Raw genomic sequence first — 25,239 nt, 5'->3', positions numbered from 1 at the left:
ATTCTCCTGTTGCCGGCTTCGCGGCATTCCGTATATAAAACCGCGATGGACAAGGATCTGTGGATTCTCGACCCCGTCGGCGCGTTTCGCGCCTGGCAGGAAACGGAGGCGACCGGCGCGGACCGGCGGCCCTTCGCGCCCCGCTCGATCGTGCAGCACGCGGCGATGTTCGACCGTTTCCTGCGCTATCTGCTCGCGCGCGGCGTGACGCCGGCGACGTTCGGTCCCGAGCACGTCGAAGGGTTTCTCGCGGACCTCGACCGCACCTGTGCGCCGGACAGCTCGACCCGTGCACGCTATGCGAAGCTGATCGATCGCATCTCCAGGCAACTGGTGTCCGTCGGGCTGCGCGAAGCGAATCCTGCCGAACGGATGGCGCGCTACGTCGCATGGCCGGACGGCGAACCGGAACCGGTCTGCCTGCCGCCCGCTGCGGACAACGCGCTGCAGGCGTATGTCCGGCCGCGATCCGGCGACGGCCCGGTCGAATGCAGGAATCGCGCGATCGTCGCGCTGCTGCTCGGCAGCGGCATCACATCCCGGGAAATCCGGACGACGACGATCGGCGCGCTCGATCTCGACGCCGGTCATCCGACACTGTACGTGCCGCAGCAGGGCGCGCGGCCCGAACGCCAGATCGCGCTCGAGCGCTTCGCACGCAGGCCGCTCGAAGCGTGGCGCGCGCGCGGCGCCGGCGAGCCGGCGTCGGCGCTGCTGTTTCCGGCACCGCGCAGCGGGCAGGCGATGAACGACATGTTCCTGCTGCTCGTCGTTCGCGACGCGCTGACCGCGATCGGCTTCGACGCGCCGGACATGAGTCCGCGCGTGCTGCGCAACACGGTTGCGCGCCGCCAGTTGCTCGCGGGCCGCAGCCACGCGGACGTGAACGCGATGCTCGGCCTCGTCACGTCCCGGACCGTCGTTCGCATCCAGCAAACGCTTGCACGGGACATCGACGCGCGCGATGCCAATCGTTTGTGTTGATTCGCGTACGTTTCGGAATCGGCACGCGTGGCAACACGGCGCCTGCGCCTACCCGTTCCGCGGCTGCTGGCAAATCACCCCGTACCAGCCGAGCCCCTTGTACGTCTCGTAACCGGGCGTCGCCGCGAACGACACCATCGTGCCGTTGTGCATCCGATAGAAGCCCGCCGGCTTGCCGTCGGTGTGCAGGCGGAACCGTTCCTGCAGCAGTCCCTTGCCATCCGAACTCGCGATCACGCGTGACGACGCGTCGACGATCATGCAGCGGGTTCGCGCCCATTCATCGTCGCTCAGCCGCACGCCGCCGACGACTGCCGCCGCCTGGGGCGCCCAGTCGAAGAAGATGACGAGCGCGCCGAGCACGCTGCCATGCGCCTGTCCGCCTGCACGAATGGCGGTCGAATACGTCGCGACCTGCGCATGCTTCAGCCACGGCAGCGTCTCGATGTCGGACGCGACGTAGTCGGCCCCGGAGCGCGTCTTCAATGCGGCCGTGAACCAGTGCGCGTCGCGCACGTCGCGCCCCCGCACCGGACAGGTCGCGTCGCGCCCGCTCGCGACCACGATGCCGTCGGCATTCACGACCCACAGATCCTTGTAGACCGTGTAGCTGTCGAGAATCACCGACAGCCGCTCCGATGCATGCGCACTCGCCGCCGGGCTCTCGTGCATCACGCAGTCGACGAGCGCCGAATCGGTCGCCCACCAGCGGACATCGCACGAGCGCTCGTACAGATTGCGGTCGATGATGTCGATCATGTTCAGCGCAAGATCGGCGCAGCGCTGACCCTCATGCGAACGCATCCGCTCGATCATGCTGTCGCCGAGTTCGGTCAGGCGTGTCAGCGCCCCCGCGAGTTCCTTGTTGAGCCCGTCGGTGATGTCGCCAATGCGTTTCGATACGTGCTTCACCTGGTTCGCGACCACCGCGAAGCCTTTGCCGGCATCGCCTGCGCGAGCGGCCTCGATCAGCGCATTCAACGCGAGGAAAGTCGTCTCGCGATTGATGTCGTTGATGTCGCCGATCTTGCCGGTGGCCAGCTTCTTCACTTCATGGGTCAGGTCGACGATTGCTTGTGGATTGGCCATGTTATTGGTCTCTGTCGTTGTGATGGGCGTAGCGTTTCGCCGCGAGAGGCACGCAAATTCCGGGCCTGCTCCAGCACGCGAAAACGCTCGTATCGTGGCCGACTGCCCGCCGTCCGTCCGTGCATGCACGCCAATTGCACAGGCGATGCACCACGATGGTGGCAAGCCCTGCGCGGTTTGCCGACTGCCGCGTCCGGCTCCGCGCGGTCGACGCACGCTCAACGCGACGGCAAGCCGAGCCGCCACGACAGGTTGCGGCGCGCCCGCGCTTCGCAGCGGTCATGGAACAGATCGGTGTGATAGATGCGCGGACGCGCAAGCATCTCGCCGAGAATCGCGCGAACCTGCGCGTCGTATGCGCGATCGTCGAGATCCGGGCGCTCGGCCCGCAACCGCACGCCATCCTCGTGAAAGCGGCCGCGGGGCGCACCGAGCACCGCGAGGTCGATGTCGACGGTGAAGCGGTCGTCGGCTTCGGTCGGCACGCTCCGGTGGCACGTCGCGAGGATCATGTCGCGAATGCGTGCGCCCGCTGCAATCTGCCCGTCCGCCCACTGCACGAACCAGTCGGCGCTGCGTTCCTCGTTGTCGCGCGCGCCGGGCTGGTAGATCACGTCGTGACACCACAGCGCGAGCTCCACCGCATCGGGATGCGGGATCGCACCACACGCCCAGTCGAAGTCGCGCAGACAACGACGGATATGACGCAGCGTGTGGTAGTGGCGCGTCGCTTCGCCATAGCAGCGCACGAGGTCGGCAAGCACGGCTTCGGCATCGCGGCCGCCGCTGCGTGACCACAGTGCGATGAAGCGCGCTTGCGTCTGGTTCATCGTCGCCTCTTTCCGTCGTCCCGACCTGCACCGCCGCGCAGCGTCGCCCCGCTCCCGCGCGCGCCTTCCGCAGCGTCCGTCACGGCACCGGCCGCGCACCGCCATCCCGCGACGGCGCTCAAAAGAACTCCTTGCGGATGTCGATGCTCGACCGCTGGCCGACGTTCCGGTAATTCGCCGCGAGCCACGCTTCGGCCTCGCGCCGCCCGCTGTCGCGCAGGCCGCACAGGAATTCCCAGTCCGCGTTGTACTTGCTCGACACGCTGAGCGCGCACATCTCCTCGTCGGAACGAATCGAATGGATCAGCATTTCCTTCATCTCGTCGCGCTTGATCTTGCCCTGCTGGATCAGCTCGGTCACGAACGCGATCGCGCGCATCTCGCGCATCAACGACGAGTTGAAGCTGATCTCGTTGATGCGGTTCAGGATGTCGGACGCCGTTCTCGGCACGCCGGGTCGAACCAGCGGATTGATGTGGACGATCACGACATCCTGCGTCTTGCAGTGGTAGATCAGCGGGTAAATCGCCGGATTGCCCATGTAGCCGCCGTCCCAGTAATGCTGGCCGTCGATCGTGATCGCCTGGAACAGGGTCGGCACACAGGCCGACGCCAGCACGGCTTCCGCGCACACGTCCTCGCCCGTGAAGATCCGGATCTTCCCCGTCTCGACATTGGTCGCGCTCAGGTAGAGATGGATCGGGCACTGCTTGCGCAACGCGTCGAAGTCGACGTGACGCTCCAGCACTTCGCGCAGCGGATTCAGGTTGTGCGGATTGAACTGGTACGGCGAGAAGATGCGCAGCACCATGTCGGCAAACGCGTACAGCGGCGAATGATCGAGCCCGAAGCTGTGCGTCCCTTTGAGCCACGGCGTCCAGCGCAGCGGATTGTATTGCTCGGCGGACGCCGAGATCGCGTGCCAGAAGTCGTGCAGCGCATCGCGTGCGCCCGACGCGCCACCGAGCATCAGCCCGTGAGCCAGCACGGTTGCATTCATCGCACCCGCGCTGGTGGCGCTCACGCCTTCGATCGCGAGCCGGCCGTCCTCGAGCAGGCGGTCCAGCACACCCCATGTGAACGCGCCATGCATCCCGCCGCCCTGCAGCGCCAGCGCGACGGGCTTCGGTTCTTCGCCATCCGGGTGCTTCGTGTTCTTCGTGGTCATCGGATGCTCCGAGAAACCCCGCCATGGATGGCGGGGAGAACAGGAACGCCGTCGACAGACGGCATTCCTTCGTTAGCGTGGTGTCCGCCTGCGGTCACACGCATGCCGACGACACCTCGATGCACGTTGCGGCGCGGCTCGTTCACCCGCCGGTGGTTGACCATGACTCGAGCAATGCGCTGACTTCCTGCAGGTCCGCCGTATCGAAGCCCTCCGCAAAACCGGCGTAGACGTCGGACAGCATCTTCCGTGCGTCGGCGGTGTCCCCGTGGCTCGCGCGCAATCGGGCAAGGTCCCGCACCGCACGCAGCTCGAAAGCGCGCGCGCCCTGTTCTCGCGCGATTTCGATCGCCCGGTGCAGGCAGCCTTCGGCCTCGTCCGCGCGGTGCGGGTCGGCGACGACGATGCCGTCGTCCCGCATACCGAGCAGCAGCGCCGCCTTGAGCCGGTGCAGTTCGGCCTCATAGCAGCGTTCTCCGGACTGGCCCGCCATCGCGATCCCGTCGTCGATCGCGCACAGCCCCGCTGCCGTATCGCCGGCCTTGCGGTAGCTATCCGCGAGCAGCGCGAGGAAATACGAGCAGCTCATCGCGGCGCCCGTCGCGCGATACCCTTCGATGCCCGCGCGTATTTGCGCGATCCCGGCGTCGACGCGGCCCTCCTCGCCCAGCGCCCAACCGTGAAGCACCGCGCCCCACCCGAACCAGAACGGCAGCCCCTGCTCGGTCGCGAGCGTCATCAGCACGTCGGCGCGCTCGCGGGTCAGCGCGACCTCGCGCCGGAGCTGATGAAACTGCGCGGCGTACGCGAGCGTCAATGCGAGCGTCGGGGCATTCGGCGTCTGCCGGGCGCGCGCGAGCACGGCCTGGCTGCGCTGGTTCGCCTGATCCGCGTAGCCCTGATGCCACAGGGTCCACGCGAGGAAGCTCAGGCCGCGGATACCCGGATCGATCGCGACGGTCACGACCAGCTCCGGACGCGGCTCCGTGTCGAGCAGCGCGAGCGCGCGTTCCTGATGTGCGCGGGCCATGCCGAGATCGCCTTCGAAGAACAGGCTGGCCGACAGCGCGAGATGGGCCTCCAGGAGCAGCCCCGGCTTGTGCGCGTGCCGCGCCATGCGCAACAGCCGTTCGCCCAGTTCGCGTGCCGTGCGGTATTCCGCGCGCAGGTGGTAATACGTCCTCAAACCGAGCAGTACCGGAAAGAGCTGCGACGTCTCGCCGGCCTGCTCGCACAGCGCGAGCGCACGCGTGTAGTTCGCCTCGACGTCCGGCGCGCCATAGCCGCGTACGGCCATCAGCGCGGGCCCCAGCGCGAGCCGCAGCGTCAGTTCCTGATGTGCGCGCTCGGGCGTATCGGGCAAACGCTCGAGCAATTCCAGCGCCGTGCCGAGGTGGCGCACCGCGTCGGGCTGCGCGGAGTGCTGCAGCGCCTGTTGCCCGGTACGGTACAGATACTCGACCGCCTTCGGCACGTTGCCGCTCAGCCGGTAGTGATGCGCGAGCTCGCTGCAGTAATCGGCGATCCGCATCGGAAACAGCGCCTCGATCGCCTGCGCGGTGCGCTCGTGCAGTGCGCTGCGCCGTTCCGTCAGCAGCGAATGGCCGGCGACTTCCTGCGTCAGCGCGTGCTTGAACGAATATTCGACTTCCGGGAACGCGGGCCGCTCGTAGATGAACTCCGCCGCGTTGAGCCGGGCGAGCAGCTGGCGCAGGTCGTCTTCAGTCTGCGCGACCTGCGGGTCGCAAATGCGCCGGATCAGGCTGAACGGAAACTCCTTGCCGATCACCGCGAGCGTCTGCAGCAGCTCTTTTTCGTCGACCGTGAGCCTGTCGATGCGGGCGGCCAGCACGCCTTGCACGGTCGTCGGAATATGCAGCGCAGCCGGCGTCTGCACGATCCGGTAATGGCCCGGTTCGCCGAGCAGCGACTGCTCCTCGACGAGCGTTTGCACCACCTCCTCCATGAAGAACGGATTGCCTTCCGTCATGTCGAGGATGCGCGTCTTGAGCGGCGCGAGGCCTGGGTCGTCGCCGAGCAGCGCGGTGAGCAGGCTCTGCGCTTCGACCGGCCCCAGCGGTTCGAGCCGCAATCGCGAGCAATGCCCGGCGCCGTCGCGGACAACCAGATACTCGGGCCGGTAGTTCACGAGCAGCAGGATCCGCGTGTCCGGCACGCGGTCGATCAGGCACGTGAGGAACGCCTCGGTCTCGCGATCGAGCCATTGCAGATCCTCGAACAGCAGCTCGATCGGCTGGTCGCGGCTCTCGCGCGTCAGCAGCTGGATGATCGCGTCGAACGTGCGGTCGCGGCGGATCAGCGGATCCATTTCCGCGAGCGCCGAGCCGGGCTCGCTCGCACCGAGCAGATACAGCAGGTACGGCACAAGCTCCTCGAAACTGCGCTCGAGTGTCAGCGCCTTGCCCATCACTTTCTCGCGGCAGTGCCGTTCGTCGTCCTGCGCGGCGATCTGGAAATAGTTCTTCAGCAGCTCGATCAGCGGCAGATAGGCGAACGCCTTGCCGTGCGACACCGAGAAGGTTTCGAGCACGAGACAGCCACGCCGCGAACGCGCCTTGAATTCATGGAACAGCCGCGACTTGCCGACTCCGGCCTCGCCGACCACCGCGACCACCCGCCCGTGGCCCGCCTTCACGTCGTCCAGCGCGCCGTGCAGGTGCTCCAGTTCGGCGTCGCGGCCGACGAACCGTGCGAGGCCGCGATGCGCGGACAGCTGCAGCCGCGTGCGCAACGCGCCGAGGCCCAGCACCTCGTACACCGACAGCGGCTCGGGAATGCCCTTGACCTGCGTCGCCCCGAGCGACTTGAACTCGAAGTAGCCTTCCGCCAGCTTGTGCGTTGCGTCGCTGACGAGGATCGACGTGGGCATCGCGATTCCTTCCATCCGCGATGCGATGTGGATCGTGTGCCCGACCGGATCGTAGTCGGCGTGCAGGTCGTCCGTGCGGATCGAGCGCACGACGACTTCGCCGGTATGCACGCCGACACGGATCTGCAGCGGGATGCCTTTTTCCAGACGAATCCGGTCGCCGTGGCGGCGCATCGCGTCCTGCATCCGCAGTGCCGCGAACAGCGCGCGCTGCGGGTGGTCCTCGTGGGCGATCGGCGCGCCGAACAGCGCGAGGATGCCGTCGCCGAGCGACTTCGCCACATAGCCTTCGTAGTAGTGGACGGCCTCCATCATCAGCGCGACGACGGGCTCGATCAGGCGATGCGCCTCTTCCGGGTCCAGATCGTGGATCAGCGCGGTGGACCCGGCCATGTCCGCGAACAGCGCGGTGACGGTCTTGCGCTCGCCGGCGGTTTCGCCCCGTGCTTCCATCGCCGCCTGTTCGGCGAGGATGCGCTCGGCGAGATGGTGCGGCGTGTAATGGATGGGCGCCGGCGGCGGCCCGGACACTGGCCGCGGACGCGGGTGGGGCACGTCGTGCGATTCGCCGAGCGGCGCGCCGCATTCGCTGCAGAATTTCGCGGTCGGGCTCGACTCATGGCCGCAGCGCGGGCACGCGCGCGTCAGCATCGTGCCGCACGCGTCGCAGAAGCGGGCCCCAGCGGGATTGTCGAATCCGCAATGTGCGCAGCGCATACGCTCCTTCCCGTGCCCGGTGCCAGCTTTTAATCATTCTAGTGCTGTACCTGCTTGCGGCAAGGCGCCGGTCGAACACAACGCGCATCGGTGCGAGAAGTCGCACTCGCGCCCGCTTCGTACGCGCGCGGCGCCGCCTCGGGGTGGCGGAGTGCTGACGGAAACCCGGGCGCGCGCGTCGTGGACCTACTCGCGCGGCGCGGGCTGGATCAGCCGCAATATCCGGTTGTCGTACGGCGACCGCACGACCTCCGCAATGCGAATGTCGGCTGCAGCAGGATGAAGGGGGTTCAGCAGGTAGTTGTGCGCGTACGGGACGACCGCGCTCGGCACCCGCAGCAACGCGCTCGGCTGCGTCTGCAGCCACTCGGTGCCGGCGCCCTTCGTCCAGTCGGGATTCGAGCGCCAATCGGCAGGCGCGTCCGACTCGGCGATCTCGGCGACGGCCACCGCATCGGGTACCTCCACGCGCAGCAGCTGATACCCGTCAGGCAACTGCGCGACCGAACCGATTTCCAGATGGACGAGCGTCTCGAGCAGCGCGAGCGCCGGATGCTCGGCGAGATAGACGACCGGCTGCCCGGCGAAATGCCAGCGTCCGCCGGCACGCAATCCGCCGATGCCCTTCAGGTCGGCGTAATTGCTGATCCGCCACAACGTCGTCAAGCGAAGTACCCCTCGTCGATCTGCGTCAGGGCCTCTTCGACGAGCCGCGCGCCGTGCTCGGTGCTTGCCATGTCGAGCGAGGTGCGGCCGCCGAAGCGCTGGAGCCCGCTGCGCAGCCACGACATCGCCTTGTCCTGGTTGCCGAAGGTGGCCGACGCCTGCGCGACGATCCGCGCGAGACGGATGGCCTTGTCGGACTCTTCCGGAGACAGGCGCTCATGCGCCTGACGGCGGTGGCTCAGCGTTCGCCGCGGGATGATGAAGGCCAGTTCGTCCGACTTCAGACCGTGCTCGGACAATCGGTCGATCACGTCGACGTCGACGCGCGCGCTCGCCAGCTCGGCGAGATCGGCGCCCGAACGGACGCGGACTGCCAGCAGCTCTTCGAGAATCGTGAATTCGGCCTGACGCGGGTGCGCGATGCCCGTCGGACGAAAAGCGATGGTGCTCATGACCTTTCCTTGGCAATTTGCCCAATCATTATAGGCGTTTTGCCGATCTCGTGCGGATTCCTGCGGATCTCGTGCCGATGCATCGCGTCGTCGCCGGCCGTCAACGCTGTCGAGGAGTCGCAGGATTGGTGCGCCCCGGCGTCTGGTAGCCGGTTATGGGGGTTGGCGAATCGGAGATTCGCCCTCGCGGTGGGGAGCCGATTTTTCAGTATATAAAGTCGCCACATCCCGTCACCGGGTTGTCACGTAACAACTCTTCAACTCATAAAGAGTTTGACGGACGACCTGCCGCCTCTTCTCGCGTCAGTGGCACCTTCGGATTCTTTTCGACCGGACACCGCTTGTCATTGCATTCCGACGCACAAACCATCAGACCAAACACGGTGATCGCCGCGGATCGCCGCGGATCGTTTACCCAGTTGCAATAATTTTTCGCTGAATTGCGTATTTCCGACTGATAACGCGATCGCTACGATGCAATCAACCGCTGAACATCAAGAGTGAAGCGCGAAATCAACAGAACCGGAGGTCATCATGAAATCGTTCATCTACGCTGTCGTCGCCGCCACTGCGCTGTCTGCCTCGTATGGCGCGTTCGCTCAATCGAATCAGGGGCAGTTGACGCGAGCCCAGGTGCGTGCGGAACTCGTCCAGCTCGAGCAGGCCGGGTACAAGCCCGAAGTAGCGGACCAGTATTACCCGCGAGCGCTCCAGGCAGCGCAGGCACGCGCGACGAATGCCGACGAAACCGGCTACGGCGCACAAGCCGCTGCAGGCGTTCGCGCGGGCCGCGTCATTGCGGTCAAGCAGGACGCTCGTGACTCGGTTTACTTCGGTCACTAAATCGACGTTGATTGCTGCGGGATCTTCCCCGCAGCGGGGCCCGGAAAGGCTGTCTTGCCAATCCGGGCTCGCCGGCACAAACCCGCAGCTCATAGCAATTGCGCACAGCGTCCTTTCGAACGCCGCACGCGCTTACCAGCGGTGCGTATAGCTGGCGCTCAGCACGGCGCCTGCAGCAGGCAGGCGGCTCGTGTTGTTGCTGTTGCGCATGAGCTGGCTATAGAGCGGCAGGTAGTATCGATTGAACAGGTTCTCGACACCGACAGTCACGCGATCCTTTTTGGTGATCTGGTACCGCGAGATCAGGTCGACCGTCGTGTAGCTGCCGACGTCCATGCGCCCGAAACCGTTCTTGTCGTTGAGCCGGTAGTCGCGCGCCGCATAGAACGTTGCCTGCAGGCGATTGCTCCAGCGCGAGTTCGGCCGGTACTCGACGTAGCCCGTGAGCTTGAGCGGCGGGACGCGGTAGCCGGTCATGTCCTGGAAGTTCGCGCTGTTCTGCGGCCGCTCGCGGCCTTGCATGTAGGTGATCGTGCCACCCGCGCCCCACTTGTCGTCATCGGATACGTAGTCAACGGTCGCCTCGATGCCGGCGATGCGTTCGGCCGTGCGCGTCAGGATCAGTCCGTTGTTGAAGCTCTGCACGTCACCGAGTTCGGACGTCGTATAGAACAGCGCGAGCGTTCCGTCGGTGTGATTGCCAAGGCTGCCGCGCCAGCCGATTTCATAGTTGTTGGTCTTGACCGGCTCAAGGCTCGACGAATGGATGTCGAAGCCGGCGGCGGCATTCCGAAGTTGCAAACCCACGTCCGGCAGCTGGAATCCCTGGCTGAACGATGCATAGAATTCCTGGCCACGCACGGGCGCGTACGCAACGCCGGCATTGAACAGCCACGCACCGTATCCGGTCGAGCCGCCCGGCACCGTGTATTTTTTCGCGAGCCGCAACTGCGACAGCGGCACGAAGTCGTCGAAGCTTGCGCTCGCGTGCTCGTAGCGCACCCCCGCTTCCGCCGACCACTTGTCGTCGAATTTGTGCTGCAGCTGTGCAAATCCGCCGATGCTGCGCGTCGTCAGCGGTGGCAGATAAGTCAGCGTGCCGATCTTGCGATAGACGAGACCGCCGCTCGCATCATAGGCTGCCGGGGAGAAGATGTCGTCCGGCATGTCGCTGCGTTCCTGGTTGAAGTCGGCACCCCACTGAAGCTTCGTGCGTCCGGCTTGGTCGAGCGGCGTCGTGATCGTCAGGCGGCTGCCGAACACCGTCGAGTCCTGCATGACCTGGTCGATGTTGTTGCCGCGTGTCGCAACCGCACGCGCATCGAACGGTGCAAAACGCGTGTAGTAATTTCTGTAGTAGAACTGAGCAGATAACTCGCTACCGAACACGTCCTTGTTGTCATACCGCAGGTTGAGCATCGTGTTGCGGATGCGATTCTGGTCGTCGAGCTCGAGCCCGTCTTTTGCGCGCGCGACCGCCGTGCCCGCCGGCAGTTTCGCGACTGCCGGGTCGCTCGCGTAATGCGTGTCTTGCCTGGCGTCATAGTGGCTCGCAGAGAACACGATGCGCTGATTCGCATCGATCCGGAATCCGAGCTTGCCTTCGACGTTATAGACGTTCGAGTCGAACAGGTCGCCCTGGCTCGGTTCCGGCGCAATGCGGTGGCCGCGCGCGTCGTACGAACTGCCGATATGCTGTCCGCTTACGTTGAATTCATACTCGACGGGCCCGCGACTGCCCGCGAAGTACTGCTGCACGGTGCCGCCGAGACCGCCGCTACCAAGATGCGACAGCGGTGACGTCATCGAAAATGTCGTCTCGGCACGCGGCTCGCCCCCCGGCTGCCGGGTCGTGATCGACACGATGCCGCCCGTCGCGCCGGCACCGTAAACCGCGCTGCTGCCGCGCAGAACTTCGACTTTCTCGATGTTGTTCGGGTCGACGTTCGCCAGATTGCGCGCCGAATCGCGATTCGTATTCAGCGGCACGCCGTCGACCAGTACGAGGATGTTCCGGCCACGAAGGGTCTGGCCGTAATCGGTGATCGTATGGCTCGAATCGGCCATGCCGGGCACGGCCTTGCTCAACACTGTCGCGAGGTTGTTCGAACCGGCCTCGAGGTCGCGCAACGCGTCGCGACCAATCACGGTGATCTGCCGGGTCGGCCGAACGAGATCGCTGTGGGTTCGGTCGCCCGATACCTGGATTGCCGCCAGTTCCACGGGGTCCGCGGCACGACTCGCACCAGCATCGGCTTGTGGCGATGCGCCCGCCGCTGATGGCGCGGCGGGCGCGGCGCCCTCGACCGTAAAGGTATTTTTGCCGGTTGGCCGCGCTTGCAGCCCCGAACCTTTCAACAATTGATCGAGCGCCGCCGACGCGGACATCTTGCCTTTTACCGCATGGCTCGTTCGCTGCTCCGCGCTCGACGTGGAAAACAGCAACTGCGCATTCGACTGACGCGCAAATATATTCAACGCACGGTCCAGACGCTGTGCCGGAATGTCGAACGACGACACTTCCACGCCCTGCCCCGATGCGTGACCCGACAGACAGCCGCTTGCAACCGCGACGCACACGATGCGCCCGACACCCGGATGGCGCCCAGTAACCCCCATACCCCCGCTCCTCGTTTGAATCGGAATGAATCGATGACTCTCACAAGGATTGCCGGATGAGCCCGCCGCTTTGTTGACGTCCGAACGAAAATTTTTTCGTCGACGCTCAGCGGTGGGCAACGGTTACCGCGCCGTTTGCGGCACGCGTTACCTTGAGCGGCAGCACGCCGGGCAGCATGTCGAGCAGCGCGTCGACGTTGTCGGTATTGAATTGCCCGGACAGTCGCAGGTTGGCGACGCGCGGATCCAGCTCGACGGGCGACGTCCGGTAGCGACGAATCTCGGCGATGGCCACACGCAACGGTGTGCCGTCGAAAACGAGTCGCCCGTCGCGCCAGCCAAGCGCATCGGCCGGATCGAATGGCTGGCGCGCACCGATCCGCCCTGCATCGACGACGACGGATTGATTCGGCTGCAGCGTCAGCGCGGCGTGCTGCCCAACGGCAACCTGCACCGAGCCGGACACGACGCCGATGCGCACTTCTTGCGTGTCGTGACGCACCGCGAACGTCGTACCGATATCGCGGATCGTCACGTCGCCCGCGTAGGTGACAAGCGGCCGAAATGCCGAATGCGCGATTTCGATCGATGCGTCGCCGCGCTCGATCAGGAGTCGCCGGGACCGCACACGCCACTCGACACGCGCCGACGATCCGGTATTGAGGGCAAGCCGGCTGCCGTCGGCAAGCGACCACTCACGGTGCTCGCCCACTGCCGTCGCGAACTTGTCGACACGGTAGGCCGGATCGGCAAACCACACCGCAACGGCCGCCACGACCGTCAGCATCGAACTGCCGACGACCTGCCGGATGGTCCGCCGGCGTGCTGCACGACGCACGACCACGTCAAGTGGATAACGCGTACGCAACGCGTTCTTGAAGGGGTCGAGCGAGTCGTCCTGAAGCGGTTTCGAATCGGGACTACGGGAGGACTCAGGCAACATCGGCATTTGCCGTCTAGGAACGCAAGGAATTCTGCAGGATCGGAGTGAGGGCCGTCATCGCGCGGGCTATATGTTTGGCAACCATATTACGTGAAATTCGCAGCCGGGCCGCCACTTCCTCCTGGGACAGGTCATGCAGCTTGTGGAGGATAAACACCTCGCGGCAGCGTGCAGGCAATCCGTTGATGATCTGCTCCAGTTCCTGCACGGTCTGCTGATAGCTCAGAACCTGCTCGCCGTCGATATCGTCCGACCGCGTGTCCGGAACCGAGACGCCCGCCGGCTCCAGATGACTCGCGTGCGCCTCGTCCCCCCTCCAGCGATCGATGGCTCGATGTATCGACAAATGACGCAAAAAGGCGAGCGGCGTATGGATCGGATCGCCGGGGGGACGCTGAAGAATCTGCACGCCGACGTCCTGCACGACATCGCAGGCAAACGCGCGATCGCCGAAGCGATGCCGGACATGGTTGACGAGTTCCTCGTAGTGCCTGACGAATGCAGCGATCAACGGGGAATGGGCGGAGTCGCGGTGCGAGCCTGTCACATTGTTACGGGATGAGCGAGCATCACGCCCAAAATGATAATGATTCGCATTATTTATATTGATTACAAAACTGTCAACAGCCGTGGTGAGCATCGCCTGGTCGACTTGCGAACGGTTCGAAGCACGACACCTCCCCCGCGCAGATCGAGCGCGTTTGCGCATAGAATTCCGGCGTGGTGGGCCCCGGCCGAAGCGGATGCGAGCGGATCATCGATGTCTCCGCGCAAGCTCCGATCGCCGTCGCACGCGCTGGCCCGACTCGATGCTGTATTCATGCGCATTTTCAACAAGGAGCGGTTTCATGTCTCAAACACCCGGATCCATGATCACGTTTCGCCGCCCGGACGGCCAGGAACTGCAGGGCTACCTGGCCACGCCGGAAAAGACCGAGGGCGCACCCGCGGTCGTCGTCATCCAGGAATGGTGGGGCCTGAATGACCAGATTCGCGGCGTCGCGGACCGCCTCGCGCGATGCGGGTATTTCGCGCTCGTACCCGACCTGTTTCGCGGGAAATCGACGGTCGAGGAAGCAGAGGCGCATCACCTGATGACCGGGCTCGACTTCGGCGACGCCGCGTCGCAGGACATTCCCGGCGCGGTGCAGTACCTGAAGACGCGCGCCGCGCGCGTCGGCGTGACGGGATTCTGCATGGGTGGCGCGCTCACGCTGCTGTCGCTGCAGTTCGCGGACGTGGACGCCGGTGTCACGTGGTACGGCCTCCCGCCGCTCGACTACATCGATCCGTCGAAAATCAAGGCCCCGCTGATGGGCCATTGGGCGACGCAGGATGCGTTTTTCACGATCGACCAGGTCGACGCGCTGGAGAAGAAGCTCGGCGATGCAAACGTCGGCTTCGAGTTCCACCGCTACCTCGCGCATCATGGATTTGCGAACGAAACGGCTGTCGGCCCCGCGCGTATCGCGGCAACGCAGTTCGATCCGGTGTGGTCGCAATGGGCGTGGGACCGCACGCTCACGTTCCTGGGCCGCACGCTTCGGACCGAATCGAGCAAGTAAGCCAGCAAATACGCACATAGGCGCGCCAACGCGCGCATGATCGCACTCTGCCGGCGCTGTGGACGCGACCGGCGGAGCGCGATCCAGCCTGTCCGCATCATCAGCCGCCGCGGGAGTGACAGAGATTTTCTTCAGGACAACGGAATGAAGTCAACTGCCGGAGCACGACCGCTCATGCGTGGTGCTTCGCGCACAGCGCTGCCTCATCGGCGGCCAGCATCTCGGGCACGCATTCGCGCAGGAAATCCACGAACGTCCGGATCTTTGCGTCGAGGTACTGGCGTGACGCATACAGTGTATAGACGGTCAGCTCCTGCAAGCGGTATTCAGGCAGCACGCGAACCAGCGCACCGCTGCTCAGCGCGGGCAATGCGGTCGACATCGGCAGCGAGCCGATCCCGAGCCCCGCGCGCAGCGCGGCGCCGAGCGCATCTGCAATATTTACCTGGAAATCGGGCTGCGGCAGCTCGAACGTCTCGCGGCCATTGGGCCCGTCGAGATGCCATCGCTCGCGCGAGAACACCGGCGTGACGATCTGCAGGCACGCGTGCCCTTCGAGCTCCTTGACCGTCGTCGGCGTACCGCGTTCGCGCAGATACGCGGGCGACGCGCACAGCACGCTATGCACGGCGCCGAGCCGCTGCGATACGAGACCCGAATCGGGTAGCTCGGTCGTGCTCAGTTGCAGCGACACGTCGTAGCCTTCGTCGATGATGTCGGGAATGTGCTGCGACAGCGTCAGTTCGACCGCCACCGCCGGATAGCGCTGCCGATAGCGCACGACCGCCGGCACCACGTAGGCCTGCCCGAAGCTCGTCGTCGCGTGCACGTGCAGCCGGCCCGACGGCTTGGCCTGCGCGTCCGCCGCTTCCGCTTCGGCCTCGTCGATATACGCGAGCACCCGCTGGCACCGGTCGAGGTAGCGCTGCCCCGCGTCGGTCAGCGCAATGCGGCGCGTGCTGCGATTGAGCAGCCGCGTGCGCAGGTGCGTCTCGAGCTGGGCGACCGAGCGCGATGCATACGCCGTCGTGATGTCCAGGCGCTGGGCGGCACTCGTGAAGCTGCCTTCCTCCGCGACGCGGACAAATATGCGCATCATCTGTAGCGTATCCATCGACATGTCCCCGGGAATGAGATCGGCTCGCAACGTGCGGACCCGGCGCATCGCGACGCGCGGGCCCCGGTCGTTCCTGTATCGTCGCAGCGCGAGCGATGCGACGCAAGATGCCTTCGCCGCCGCTGCGGCGCACGCCGAATCCGCGTGCGCGCCGATCGGGCCGGTGACATCCGCTCCAGTACGAATGGTGCGGAACAGTACAGCACCGTCCAGGGCATGTCCAGTTCCGCATGCGCGGCGCGAGCCCGCCCGCCAGCTGTGGTGGCGGCACGTCGCGTCGCCATTGCGGGTTGCCGATCCGGCAGCGCGCATCGGTGCAATGCAGGCATCGCTCGACCGGAGTCCTTAAGGATTGGCTGGCGCCGCGCCGCGCTTCACTCACTCACGCGCGGACGTACGCTCTCACGCACGCACGTCCGCCCGCTTCGCGAACGCGACGAGGCGAGGCGAGACGTGTGACCGATCCGGAAACAGAATTGCTCGTTACGCGCGCACCGGCGCATCGAACGGATCCCGCAGCACGATCGTGTCGTCGCGCTCCGGCCCGGTCGTGATCAGCGCGATCGGCACGCCCGCGACCGCCTCGACACGTTCGACGAAGCGGCGCGCCGCCGCCGGCAGATCGCCGAGCTGCCGCTTGCCCTTGACCGCGTCCGTCCAGCCGTCGAACTGCTCGTAAACCGGTTTCGCGCGGGATTGCGCAGCGAGGCTCGCGGGCAGATGCTCGACGCGCAACCCGTCGAGCTCGTATCCAACGCAGAGCCGGATCGTGTCGAATCCGTCCAGCACGTCCAGCTTGGTCAGCGCCAGCGAATCGATGCCGGACACCTTCACGGCCTGCCGAAGCTGCGCGCCGTCGAGCCACCCGCAGCGGCGCGGCCGGCCGGTATTGACGCCGAACTCGCGGCCGCTTTCCCGCAGCCGGAGGCCGATCGCGTCGTCGAGTTCGGTCAGGAACGGCCCGCCGCCGACGCGCGTCGCATACGCCTTGGTCACGCCCAGCACGTGCCCGAGCTTCGACGCGCCGAGCCCCGTGCCGGCCGCGGCCGCCGATGCAACGGTGCCCGACGACGTCACGTACGGATACGTGCCCCAGTCGATGTCCAGCATCACGGCCTGCGACCCTTCGAACAGGATCTTCCGGCCGTCGTCATGCGCGTCGTTCAGGTCGGCCCACACCGGACGGACGAACGGCAGCACCTGCGGCGCGAGTTCGATGAGCGTCGACAGCATCGCATCGCGGGAATATTCGTCGAGCCCCACGCCCCTGAACCACGCGTTGTGATGATCGAGCAGCGCATCGAGCTTGTTCGCGAGCGTATCGGGCTCGGCGAGATCGCCGACGCGCAGCCCGCGGCGGCCGACCTTGTCTTCGTAGGCGGGGCCGATCCCGCGCAGCGTGGTGCCGATCGGCTCGCGACGCAGCTTCTCCTGCGCCGCATCGATGGCCCGATGGACCGGCAGCACGAGCGTCGCGTTCTCGGCGATCGACAGGTTGTCCGGCGTCACGGCCAGCCCGAGCTGCGCGACGCGGTCGATCTCGGCAAGCAGCGCCTCCGGATCGAGCGCAACGCCATTGCCGATCACGCCTCGCTTGCCGCGCACGAGGCCGCTCGGCAGCAGCGCGAGCTTGTAGGTCTTCCCGTCGACGACCAGCGTGTGGCCCGCATTGTGGCCGCCGTTGTAACGCGCGACGATGTCGGCCTGCCCGGCGAGCCAGTCCACCAGACGCCCCTTGCCCTCGTCGCCCCATTGGGCGCCCACCACCACGACATTCGGCATGCTCCGCTCTCCATGTGAGAAATTTAGACACATTCCGGCCCGTCTGGCCGTTTGTGTGCCATATTGGCGGAGCCGCGTGCGGCGATCAAACGATTAAATCTGAGGCGTCGCGTGAGTTTATTTGACGCGAATGGGCACCATGCGATGAGCCGGAAGCTTCCACCATTGAATTCCCTGCGCGCGTTCGAGGCTGCGGCGCGGCTCGGCAGCTTCACGCTGGCCGCCGACGAGCTGTGCGTGACGCACGGTGCCGTCAGCCGACATGTCCAGCAGCTCGAGGCGTGGCTCGGACGGCTGCTGTTCGAGCGCCACAACCGGCGTGTCGAGCTGACCGATGCCGGACGCGCGTATCTCGCCGAAATCGGCGCCGCGTTCGACCGCATCGCGCTCGCCACCGCACAGCAGCTTCAGCGCGGTGCGCTGCAGGTGCTGCGCGTCAGCGCGCCGGCCACGTTTTCGCTGCGCTGGCTCGTGCCGCGGCTGTCGTCGTTCCAGGTCGCCCATCCGAACATCGAGGTGCGGCTGTCCACGTCGAACGAACCGATCGAAAAACTGCGCGACAAGGTCGACCTGATCATTCGCGGCGGCCCGCAAACCATAGACGGGTACGTTGCCGACGAATTTCTGTCCGAAGTCCGCCTGCCGGTGTGTTCGCCGAAGCTGCTCGAAGGGAAGACGCTGCGCAAACCGGCGGATCTCGCCGACTTCACGCTGCTGCACGCGGCGACCTACCCCGGCATGTGGCCGGAATGGCTGGCGGCGGCCGGGCAGGCACAGCTCACGCCGCGGCATTCGCTGACGCTCGAGCATTTCTACCTGACGCTGCAGGGGGCGCTTGACGGGCTTGGCATCGCGATGGGGCCGATCGCGCTCGTTGCCGACGATGTCGCCGAAGGCCGGCTCGTGCAGCCGTTCAAGGAACCGGCGTTGCCGCCGTGGCGATACTTCACCTATGTTGCCGCCGCGCGCGCGGAGGACGGTGCCGTGTGTGCATTCAAGGACTGGCTGGAACAGGCGGGGAACACGGCGGCGCCGCGCGACGAATGACGCACGCTCGAGCTGCGTGTCGTCGATAGCGGCGCGACCACGTGCAACGCGACGTCGGCATGGGCCGCGAGCCCACGAATCAGCGTCAGCGCGGAACCAAAATCATGGCACCCTTCGGCTTGCCGGACATTGCGAACCGGCAAGCCGCTTTCACCTTCAGACGATTCGCATCACCTCGTCGTTCGACACGCGGGTGGCCCTGAAACCGTTGGCCGGATGACCGGCATCCGAGTAGCCGAACGAGATCCCGCATACGAGATGTCGCTCGTCTCCGATCCCGAAGTAGGTCCGGATGAACCGCGCGTGCTGCGCCAGCGCGCCTTGCGGCGCCGTCGCAACGCCGTATGCCTGCGCCGCCAGCAGGAATGCGCCGACAAACGCGCCGCAATCGATCGCACCGTACGTGCCGAGCTCCGCGGGCGTCGTCAGGATCGCGACGTGCGGTGCACCGAACATTCTGAAGTTCTCGAAGCTCTGCCGCGCGCGCCCTTCCTTGTCGCTTCGTTCGATACCGAGCGCGTTGTACAGCGCATAGCCCACTTCCCGCCGGCGCTCGGCGTACGGACCGCGATATTCGTCGGGAAACGGAAAATCGGAATCGATTTCCGGATGCGTCTCCGCGTGCTCGACGAGCGCGCGGCGGAATCGCTCGGTCGTGTCCGCCGACGTGATGACCAGATGCCACGGCTGCACGTTGCACCACGATGCCGTGCGTTTCGCGATATCGACGATGCCGGCGATCACGTCGTCCGGCACGGGATCCGGACGGTACGCGCGACACGTGTGGCGTGCGGACAGCAGGCGATTGAGTGTCGCGGCATCGGATGCGGATTCCGTACCTGAATACGTGCGATCGATGTGATGTTGCATCGTCTCCTCCTTTCGACATGATCGGCATAATGCGAAGAACGACATATACCATGCAATCGTAAGTTAGATTGGGAGCGGGACAATGTCGAGACGCGGGTGCTAATCGGCGTGGATCGGGCGTGGATCGGGCGTGGATCGCGCGACACATGCCGCGAATGCTTCAGCCCGCTTCAGTGAAACGCGGGAACCTGGACGGCGTTCGTGCGCCGCAGCCACCGGGCTCCGGGCATTTCATGCCGGAACTACACAGGCTGTAGAAATACAAAGGATAACGAAGGTCTTGTCAGAACGTCCGGCTGCCGGCTCGGCAACCTGTCCAGGAGAGATGCGATGTGCCGGACATCGCGAATTGGAGCGGGCGATACGCGATGCGAATCGCGTATCGCCGTGGCGTGACTTACTGGCTCGCGCCGGCCGCAGCGCCGGCCTTCTTCTCGGCATCCTGAAGATTCTGCGGATAGTTCGGGTCATTGACCGCCGGCTTGTATCCGGCGTCTTCGAGTTTCTTCAGCTCGGCGGTATTCTTTGCCCGTGCCGCCTTGCGTTCGGCCTTATGCTGCGCACGTGCCTCCTTGCGTGCCTGACTCTTCGCCGCCTTGGCAGCCGCTTTCGCGTCCTGCGCGGCAGGCTCGCTCGCCGTCGTCTGCGCGAACGACGAGGCCGTCCCGCCGATCAGGAAAGCTGCGGCGGCAGCAACAAGCGTGAACCTTCTGAATTGGATTCGCATCGCTGAACTCTCTATTCTGATTGGTTACGGTTTGACGTACGTAGAGATACCGCCCCTGCCCCCGATGCGAGCATGTCTCGATCGGGGCTTCTGAATCATAACCGTGTTGCGGCGCGAGTGGCGACATCGAGATCGGTCGTCGGGGCATTTACGGATGTCGTCCGCGATGCATGCGCGTTCGCGATGCGCCCGGTCCCGATGTTCCCCTTCGTCACATGTATTCACACGATGTGGCTCATGTGCAGGATGGGCGAGACATTGCTCGCGTGTCTCCGTTCGATGCGGCATCGATTGCCTTCAGCAATCCGTCCCGGCCACCATGCGTATCCATCCATCGCAGAACGCGACAGGCAGCGTCAGCGTAGATCATCCGGCCTTTGCCAGCACGAGGCCCCCATTCGGCTGGACTCGATGGAAGCGAACTCTCGCTATCGCGAACGCAACGCTCGGCCGGCGTCGTTCCAGGGTTCAGGTACCGGTTGTCGTCCGAGACAACGACAGCGATGCCTTCGTCGAACCAGGCAGGCATGACTCCATTGGCCAATTTCCACCAGCCAATCCGCCGATGTAGCTCTACATGCGAAAACTCGTGCGCCAGAATGACAGGCGTTTGGCCGCGAGGCGAAACCCGGGTAATCGTCCCAAGCGGTGTTATCGACGTTGATGCAAGAGCGCCACGTCCCCCCATGCGTCTGTCGCATGCATCCGTAGAGCAGGCAACGATAGTCGGCGCGCGATCGAACGCGCCGTAAAAACCTCGAACCCGAGATTCGGCCTCCACGGCATTTGTTGACAGCGCGTCACGCATGTTGGCGGGCATTTCCCGATCAACGATGAGCCCGGGTCCCGCACGCTCCATTCCGAAACATGCAGTACAAATAGTGGCGGTGACGCCAGGATAGCCGTAAGCGACGAGACCGGACGCCATCGCCGCGGACAGGATGATTCCGATGACTGCGCGCTTGATCCAGCGATAGGGATGTTTCATGGCTGTTGTCCGAACGGGCGAGTCAACCGGGCTCGGGGCAATTGTAGTTGCACGACGGCAATGTCTCTTGGCACGGTGTTGCCTCACGCAAGAATCTGCGCCGCGTTGTGGATATGTTCCAACGCAGAGGCGCATCGTAGTCGTCCGCCGTTGTCGCGTGCGGTTGCTTTGCGAACAGCCAGACGAGATAGCGGTACGGATTGATCCCGTTCGTGTTGCAGGTCTCGACGAGCGAGTAGAGATTGGCACTGGCCTGCGCACCAGCGGTCGTATCGGCAAACAGCCAGCCCTCGCGACCGGCGACGAATTGCCTGATCGCGTATGCCGCCTTCGGCACGCTCTCTTCCGCGTTGACGAAGCTCCGGCACACGTGCGCTCACCACCGGAGTAACGGTCAACGGCGTGATGCGCAGCGAGGTGATCGATTTCGGCTCACGCATCGGGATGCGAGGCGATCAGACTTCGTCGGTTTCCGGAATGACACGGTCGTTGCGAGCGATCCGGACAGATAGGTCACCACGCAGGTTCGAGTGACGTCACCTGTCGGGGCGCGAGATTTTATACCTTTCGACGGAACCCGCATCGACTCGAGGACCGGCACGCGCTCGGCCAACTCTGGAGTGATGATGCGTGAGTCGTTGTGCTCACCGCGACCGCCGACCGCCGACCGCCGACCGCCACCATATCGTGGCGCTGTGCGTCGGGCCAGGTGACGACGCGACGCGAGTCGTGAGATCGAATCGCCGGCGACCACAGGCGGCAACCGTGGATAACTTTGGAGATAGTGCGGTGGAGGCAGGATTCGACTCTGCAAAGCACGACTACCTGTGCTCATTCATCCGAGTAAATGTCGAAGATGCCCGGTCGCTCGACGCAGCTCGATTCATGCGCCTCGGAACAAAGGTGAGCTGTTACGGGATCCGCTGCATATGAATGGTGAGCTTCTTCGGGAACCGGATGCGGAATCGGCTACGGTGAAGCGCTGAGACGGCGAGACACTCACGTTGCCAGCGAAATCGCGTCGAGTCGGTCAGGCATCAGACGAAGCGGATCCAGGTTTACCCGCGGAGGATTGCGACTCGCGAGCAACCGCGGGGAGGCACGCACGGGATATCGTCGCGAACCGATGAGGTACAGGATATGCATGCGCAATGCACAGGGTTCCGAGTATCTGAAAGGTGAAGATTCTCGGGTCGCCATCGTGACGCGAGCGCACAGAACGGAACTCACCTTTTCAATCGGTTATCGGTAATTGTTGCCGCAAGGTGGTGCCGGTGTTCAAGTTACCCACAGGTCGAACTGTGCAGCGCGGTTTCAACGGGGCAATCGGCTCTCACGAGTGGCTCCTGGACGGACGGCACAGATCCGCAAGTCGACAGCGGCAAAAGCCGTCATTGAGTGGCCAACCATGGGCGGATACCTGACGTTGATGCCGGCCGCTGGACTCCCATAACAGGGTACCTATGAGCCGGAATCGGCGTCCTCTTCCGGTTTTTCTCCCATAACCTTCTACTTTTCGCTGCTTGTGAGTGTGTACTCACCCTCTCTGCGAGCCTTGAAATCACTGGAGTGCCGCCCAGATGGTGCGCTGCGACCAGCGAAATAGCGTGCAAATGGGGACTTGGGGCCAGCAGAGGGACTGTGGGCACAGCTTTTGGGTAGTGGTTTATGGGGGTTGGTCTTTCCTGCAAGGACACGTGTGTTTACATCTTTAGAAAGCAACGTTTACTACTTTAACTACTTTTAGAAGGCTCACAGGCTTGACTGGCAAGGGTTTGAGCGATGATCGGTACCCATTTATGGGAGCAGAGGTAGAAGGGTCTGGGGTTTCAGGTCTGTGGATTTGGGGCCTTGGGTAGCAGGCTGTGGGGATTCGGGGATGTGGATATGGGGCGTGCGTACCCGTTTATGGGAAATAGGCCAGGAATCTTCACGGGTAGCAGTCTATGGGGACCCGTCGAGGTAACCATTTATGGGATGCCGATGCGGGATCGCGCGCAAGCCCCTAAGCTTGGCGTGTCCTTGGGTAGCAAGTTATGGGGCACAGGCAAGGTATCCGGTTATGGGGTGATTTCGGCATTGCTCCAATCGGACGTCGCACGCAGCTCGCGCCAGGACTCCCATAAACAGGAACGGTCCGCTGGAAAGGTACCTCATTATGGGAGCAGCGCAAGGTTGCCTTTTATGGGGGCGCTTTTGCCGCTTCACAGCGAAATGACCGGAATCGTCCGAGTCCGAAGGTAACCATCCATGGGAATCCTTCGAGGTAGCAAGTTATGGGAGAGAAACGGCGCCGTGTTGCATGGCACCACATCCCCCACCTCCCAAGTCGATTTCAGTCGTTTGCTTCCCATAAAAAGGTACCTTTGACCGGGCCCTGGTGACGCTCGACGTGCTCGTCCCGGATCAAAGGTAGCTGCTTTTGGGATAGAAATTGGCAGAAAGGTAGATGGTTATGGGGCGGATCGCACGACTGCGAATTGAAAAAAATCCTTTGTAGCCGATAGGTTAGCTGCGATAGTGCAAGTGACATGCGAGCAAGGGCGTTGCTCTCGGCAATGAAAAGGTATAAAGTCAGCCCTTAACAAGGCAACCTTATCCGGACATCACGATGCCGCGAAAGCCCGCAAGCAAAGGCTCCGACAAGCAGGTCTCGCTGTTCCAGACGCCAGAGCCTCCCGACTTGCTGCGCAAGGCGGTCCAGGCGATTCACATCGCCCCCAAGTCGGGAAAGATCGGCTTGCAGCAGCGCAAGATGTTCAGTTCGCTGATCAAGAATGCACTCCGGCAGGAGGCGTTCGAGCCAGGTCGCACGAGCTTCTCGATTTCGATTGCGTCGCTGTCGCACGAAAGCGGCCTGAACAGCAACAACACGAAATACGTGAAGGACACGGTGAACTCGCTCATCAGCACCGTCGTCAACTGGGACTATCTTGCCGCGGATCGTTCGACGGTCTGGAAGGCGTCGGGTCTGCTGGCCGGCGCGGAACTCGAGCAATCGGTACTGAAATACAGCTTCTCGGACCAGATTCGCAGCGAACTGCTGAATCCCGAGATCTACGCGCTCATCGATATGCGGATCGCGCGCGAGTTCCGGCGCTCGCACTCGCTCGCGTTGTGGGAGAACACGGTGCGCTACGAAGGAATCGGCATCACCGCGAAGATTCCGCTGCCGAAGTTCCGCGACCTGATCCTTGGCCAGGACAAGGCGTCGCAGTCTTACAAGGAATACAAGCTGTTCAAGAGCAAGGTTCTGGTGCCCTGCGTTCAGGAGGTGAACGAAGTATCGGACCATACGCTCGAGCTGATCGAACACAAGTCCGGCCGTAGCGTGGAAGCGGTGCAGTTCAAGGTGACGCGCAAGCAGAGTGTGGATACGGTAGAGGAAGGTGACGTCAAGAACGAAGCGCTCGTCGAGGAGGTCGCGAAGTTCGGCATTCCGCGATCGGAGGCGCGCCGTCTGATTACGCAGTATGGCGTACAGCGCATCAAGGCCGCGATCGCGTACACGCTCAATCGGACCACGAAGAAGAATGCGGCACCGATCGACAATGTGGGCGCATACTTCCGCAAGGCGCTGACGCACGGCTATACGTTGTCCGACGGACAGTCGACGGACAACGCGGCCCCCGTGAAGGAGACTCAGCAGAGCAAGCAGGAGCAGATCCGCGACAAGTATCTCGCGGCCAAGATCGACGAGGCTGGCGCGTACTTCCGCGAGCTCGAAATCGATGACCAGACCAAGCTCATCGAGCGCTACAACGAAACGGTGACCGGCTCGAAGGATCTGACGCTGTCGCCGAAGAAGAAAGCGAGCAAGCTCGCGCAGACGAGCTTCTTCAGATGGCTCGCGCTGGACACCTGGGGCGAACCGACTTCGGACGACCTGCTGGAGTTCCTGCTGCGAAGCAGTCTCGCCGGAAACTGAAAAGAGACCTCGCA

19 protein-coding genes and 1 pseudogene are annotated in these 25,239 nt (G+C 64.2%); 5 read left to right on the top strand and 15 right to left on the bottom strand.

Features of this window, described 5'->3' with window-relative positions; translation table 11 throughout:
* Positions 1-45 precede the first annotated feature (45 nt).
* Positions 46-984 carry a tyrosine-type recombinase/integrase gene (locus tag G3N94_RS00810; protein WP_205789896.1) on the top strand — a complete coding sequence of 313 codons (939 nt, stop codon included), beginning with the start codon at positions 46-48 and terminating at the stop codon, positions 982-984.
* Positions 985-1,032: 48 nt separating this feature from the next.
* Here G3N94_RS00810 and G3N94_RS42885 read toward each other — a convergent pair whose 3' ends face one another.
* The 6 genes from G3N94_RS42885 to G3N94_RS00780 all read right to left on the bottom strand — a co-directional run bounded on the left by G3N94_RS42885 (position 1,033) and on the right by G3N94_RS00780 (position 8,796).
* The gene (locus tag G3N94_RS42885; protein WP_205789888.1) at positions 1,033-2,073 is read right to left on the bottom strand and encodes a methyl-accepting chemotaxis protein; all 1,041 of its coding nucleotides are present in this window, start codon (positions 2,071-2,073) and stop codon (positions 1,033-1,035) included.
* A 218-nt stretch (positions 2,074-2,291) separates the two neighbouring features.
* Entirely contained in the window at positions 2,292-2,903 is a 612-nt protein-coding gene (locus G3N94_RS00800; RefSeq protein ID WP_205789886.1) for a hypothetical protein, read from the bottom strand.
* Positions 2,904-3,021: 118 nt separating this feature from the next.
* A complete protein-coding gene (locus G3N94_RS00795; RefSeq protein ID WP_205789884.1) occupies positions 3,022-4,071 on the bottom strand; it encodes a patatin-like phospholipase family protein in 1,050 nt (349 codons plus the stop codon).
* 142 nt (positions 4,072-4,213) lie between these two features.
* Entirely contained in the window at positions 4,214-7,678 is a 3,465-nt protein-coding gene (locus G3N94_RS00790) for an adenylate/guanylate cyclase domain-containing protein (protein ID WP_205789883.1), read from the bottom strand.
* Positions 7,679-7,864: 186 nt separating this feature from the next.
* The gene (locus tag G3N94_RS00785; protein ID WP_205789882.1) at positions 7,865-8,344 is read right to left on the bottom strand and encodes an RES family NAD+ phosphorylase; all 480 of its coding nucleotides are present in this window, start codon (positions 8,342-8,344) and stop codon (positions 7,865-7,867) included.
* The gene (locus G3N94_RS00780) at positions 8,341-8,796 is read right to left on the bottom strand and encodes an antitoxin Xre/MbcA/ParS toxin-binding domain-containing protein (RefSeq protein WP_205789880.1); all 456 of its coding nucleotides are present in this window, start codon (positions 8,794-8,796) and stop codon (positions 8,341-8,343) included. The genes G3N94_RS00785 and G3N94_RS00780 overlap by 4 nt, the downstream gene beginning before the upstream one ends.
* A 534-nt stretch (positions 8,797-9,330) precedes the next feature.
* On the opposite strand from G3N94_RS00780, the gene G3N94_RS00775 reads away from it, so the two are divergent.
* Positions 9,331-9,639: a DUF4148 domain-containing protein gene (locus G3N94_RS00775; protein ID WP_205789878.1), complete on the top strand. Its 309-nt coding sequence runs from the start codon at positions 9,331-9,333 to the stop codon at positions 9,637-9,639.
* A 132-nt stretch (positions 9,640-9,771) separates the two neighbouring features.
* On the opposite strand, the gene G3N94_RS00770 is transcribed toward G3N94_RS00775, so the two are convergent.
* From G3N94_RS00770 to G3N94_RS00760, 3 genes are all read right to left on the bottom strand, one after another.
* Positions 9,772-12,258, bottom strand: coding sequence for a TonB-dependent receptor (locus tag G3N94_RS00770; protein ID WP_205789876.1), 2,487 nt, complete (start codon positions 12,256-12,258; stop codon positions 9,772-9,774).
* 106 nt (positions 12,259-12,364) lie between these two features.
* The gene (locus tag G3N94_RS00765) at positions 12,365-13,201 is read right to left on the bottom strand and encodes a FecR domain-containing protein (RefSeq protein WP_241021459.1); all 837 of its coding nucleotides are present in this window, start codon (positions 13,199-13,201) and stop codon (positions 12,365-12,367) included.
* A 13-nt stretch (positions 13,202-13,214) separates the two neighbouring features.
* A complete protein-coding gene (locus G3N94_RS00760; protein WP_241021458.1) occupies positions 13,215-13,841 on the bottom strand; it encodes an RNA polymerase sigma factor in 627 nt (208 codons plus the stop codon).
* Positions 13,842-14,049: 208 nt separating this feature from the next.
* Between G3N94_RS00760 and G3N94_RS00755 the strand changes: the two genes are divergently transcribed.
* Positions 14,050-14,766, top strand: coding sequence for a dienelactone hydrolase family protein (locus G3N94_RS00755; RefSeq protein WP_205789874.1), 717 nt, complete (start codon positions 14,050-14,052; stop codon positions 14,764-14,766).
* A 172-nt stretch (positions 14,767-14,938) separates the two neighbouring features.
* On the opposite strand, the gene G3N94_RS00750 is transcribed toward G3N94_RS00755, so the two are convergent.
* Complete coding sequence (locus G3N94_RS00750; protein WP_205789872.1) at positions 14,939-15,880, bottom strand: LysR family transcriptional regulator; 942 nt, start codon at positions 15,878-15,880, stop codon at positions 14,939-14,941.
* Between the two features lie 486 nt (positions 15,881-16,366).
* Positions 16,367-17,665 carry an adenylosuccinate synthase gene (locus G3N94_RS00745; RefSeq protein WP_205789870.1) on the bottom strand — a complete coding sequence of 433 codons (1,299 nt, stop codon included), beginning with the start codon at positions 17,663-17,665 and terminating at the stop codon, positions 16,367-16,369.
* Positions 17,666-17,809: 144 nt separating this feature from the next.
* Between G3N94_RS00745 and gcvA the strand changes: the two genes are divergently transcribed.
* Positions 17,810-18,712 carry a transcriptional regulator GcvA gene (gcvA, locus tag G3N94_RS00740; protein ID WP_205789868.1) on the top strand — a complete coding sequence of 301 codons (903 nt, stop codon included), beginning with the start codon at positions 17,810-17,812 and terminating at the stop codon, positions 18,710-18,712.
* A gap of 156 nt (positions 18,713-18,868) precedes the next feature.
* Here the strand turns inward: gcvA and G3N94_RS00735 are convergent, their stop codons facing one another.
* The 4 genes and pseudogenes from G3N94_RS00735 to G3N94_RS00720 form a co-directional block, all read right to left on the bottom strand.
* Complete coding sequence (locus tag G3N94_RS00735) at positions 18,869-19,582, bottom strand: nitroreductase (protein ID WP_205789866.1); 714 nt, start codon at positions 19,580-19,582, stop codon at positions 18,869-18,871.
* Positions 19,583-19,979: 397 nt separating this feature from the next.
* Complete coding sequence (locus tag G3N94_RS00730; RefSeq protein ID WP_205789864.1) at positions 19,980-20,309, bottom strand: DUF4148 domain-containing protein; 330 nt, start codon at positions 20,307-20,309, stop codon at positions 19,980-19,982.
* 235 nt (positions 20,310-20,544) lie between these two features.
* Positions 20,545-21,297 carry a hypothetical protein gene (locus G3N94_RS00725; RefSeq protein ID WP_205789862.1) on the bottom strand — a complete coding sequence of 251 codons (753 nt, stop codon included), beginning with the start codon at positions 21,295-21,297 and terminating at the stop codon, positions 20,545-20,547.
* Between the two features lie 22 nt (positions 21,298-21,319).
* Positions 21,320-21,616, bottom strand: a pseudogene (locus tag G3N94_RS00720) (transposase domain-containing protein); the annotation flags it as partial.
* 2,292 nt (positions 21,617-23,908) lie between these two features.
* Here G3N94_RS00720 and G3N94_RS00715 point away from each other — a divergent pair.
* Positions 23,909-25,225, top strand: a complete 1,317-nt coding sequence (locus G3N94_RS00715; RefSeq protein ID WP_205789860.1) for a replication initiation protein — start codon at positions 23,909-23,911, stop codon at positions 25,223-25,225.
* Positions 25,226-25,239 lie beyond the last annotated feature (14 nt).

Source organism: Burkholderia sp. Ac-20353, from assembly GCF_017104785.1.
Taxonomy (GTDB): domain Bacteria; phylum Pseudomonadota; class Gammaproteobacteria; order Burkholderiales; family Burkholderiaceae; genus Burkholderia.
This window is presented reverse-complemented; position numbering and strand designations above follow the sequence as displayed.

What these genes read in the sequence shown, in the direction of transcription:
- G3N94_RS00790 (WP_205789883.1), bottom strand. Translation starts at nt 7,678, where the DNA reads ATGCGCTGCGCACATTGCGGATTCGACAATCCCGCTGGGGCCCGCTTC.
- G3N94_RS00810 (WP_205789896.1), top strand. Translation starts at nt 46, where the DNA reads ATGGACAAGGATCTGTGGATTCTCGACCCCGTCGGCGCGTTTCGCGCC.
- G3N94_RS00755 (WP_205789874.1), top strand. Translation starts at nt 14,050, where the DNA reads ATGTCTCAAACACCCGGATCCATGATCACGTTTCGCCGCCCGGACGGC.
- G3N94_RS00795 (WP_205789884.1), bottom strand. Translation starts at nt 4,071, where the DNA reads ATGACCACGAAGAACACGAAGCACCCGGATGGCGAAGAACCGAAGCCC.
- G3N94_RS00715 (WP_205789860.1), top strand. Translation starts at nt 23,909, where the DNA reads ATGCCGCGAAAGCCCGCAAGCAAAGGCTCCGACAAGCAGGTCTCGCTG.
- G3N94_RS00745 (WP_205789870.1), bottom strand. Translation starts at nt 17,665, where the DNA reads ATGCCGAATGTCGTGGTGGTGGGCGCCCAATGGGGCGACGAGGGCAAG.
- G3N94_RS00800 (WP_205789886.1), bottom strand. Translation starts at nt 2,903, where the DNA reads ATGAACCAGACGCAAGCGCGCTTCATCGCACTGTGGTCACGCAGCGGC.
- G3N94_RS42885 (WP_205789888.1), bottom strand. Translation starts at nt 2,073, where the DNA reads ATGGCCAATCCACAAGCAATCGTCGACCTGACCCATGAAGTGAAGAAG.
- G3N94_RS00765 (WP_241021459.1), bottom strand. Translation starts at nt 13,201, where the DNA reads ATGTTGCCTGAGTCCTCCCGTAGTCCCGATTCGAAACCGCTTCAGGAC.
- G3N94_RS00735 (WP_205789866.1), bottom strand. Translation starts at nt 19,582, where the DNA reads ATGCAACATCACATCGATCGCACGTATTCAGGTACGGAATCCGCATCC.
- G3N94_RS00725 (WP_205789862.1), bottom strand. Translation starts at nt 21,297, where the DNA reads ATGAAACATCCCTATCGCTGGATCAAGCGCGCAGTCATCGGAATCATC.
- G3N94_RS00770 (WP_205789876.1), bottom strand. Translation starts at nt 12,258, where the DNA reads ATGGGGGTTACTGGGCGCCATCCGGGTGTCGGGCGCATCGTGTGCGTC.
- G3N94_RS00750 (WP_205789872.1), bottom strand. Translation starts at nt 15,880, where the DNA reads ATGGATACGCTACAGATGATGCGCATATTTGTCCGCGTCGCGGAGGAA.
- G3N94_RS00760 (WP_241021458.1), bottom strand. Translation starts at nt 13,841, where the DNA reads ATGCTCACCACGGCTGTTGACAGTTTTGTAATCAATATAAATAATGCG.
- G3N94_RS00780 (WP_205789880.1), bottom strand. Translation starts at nt 8,796, where the DNA reads ATGAGCACCATCGCTTTTCGTCCGACGGGCATCGCGCACCCGCGTCAG.
- gcvA (WP_205789868.1), top strand. Translation starts at nt 17,810, where the DNA reads ATGAGCCGGAAGCTTCCACCATTGAATTCCCTGCGCGCGTTCGAGGCT.
- G3N94_RS00775 (WP_205789878.1), top strand. Translation starts at nt 9,331, where the DNA reads ATGAAATCGTTCATCTACGCTGTCGTCGCCGCCACTGCGCTGTCTGCC.
- G3N94_RS00730 (WP_205789864.1), bottom strand. Translation starts at nt 20,309, where the DNA reads ATGCGAATCCAATTCAGAAGGTTCACGCTTGTTGCTGCCGCCGCAGCT.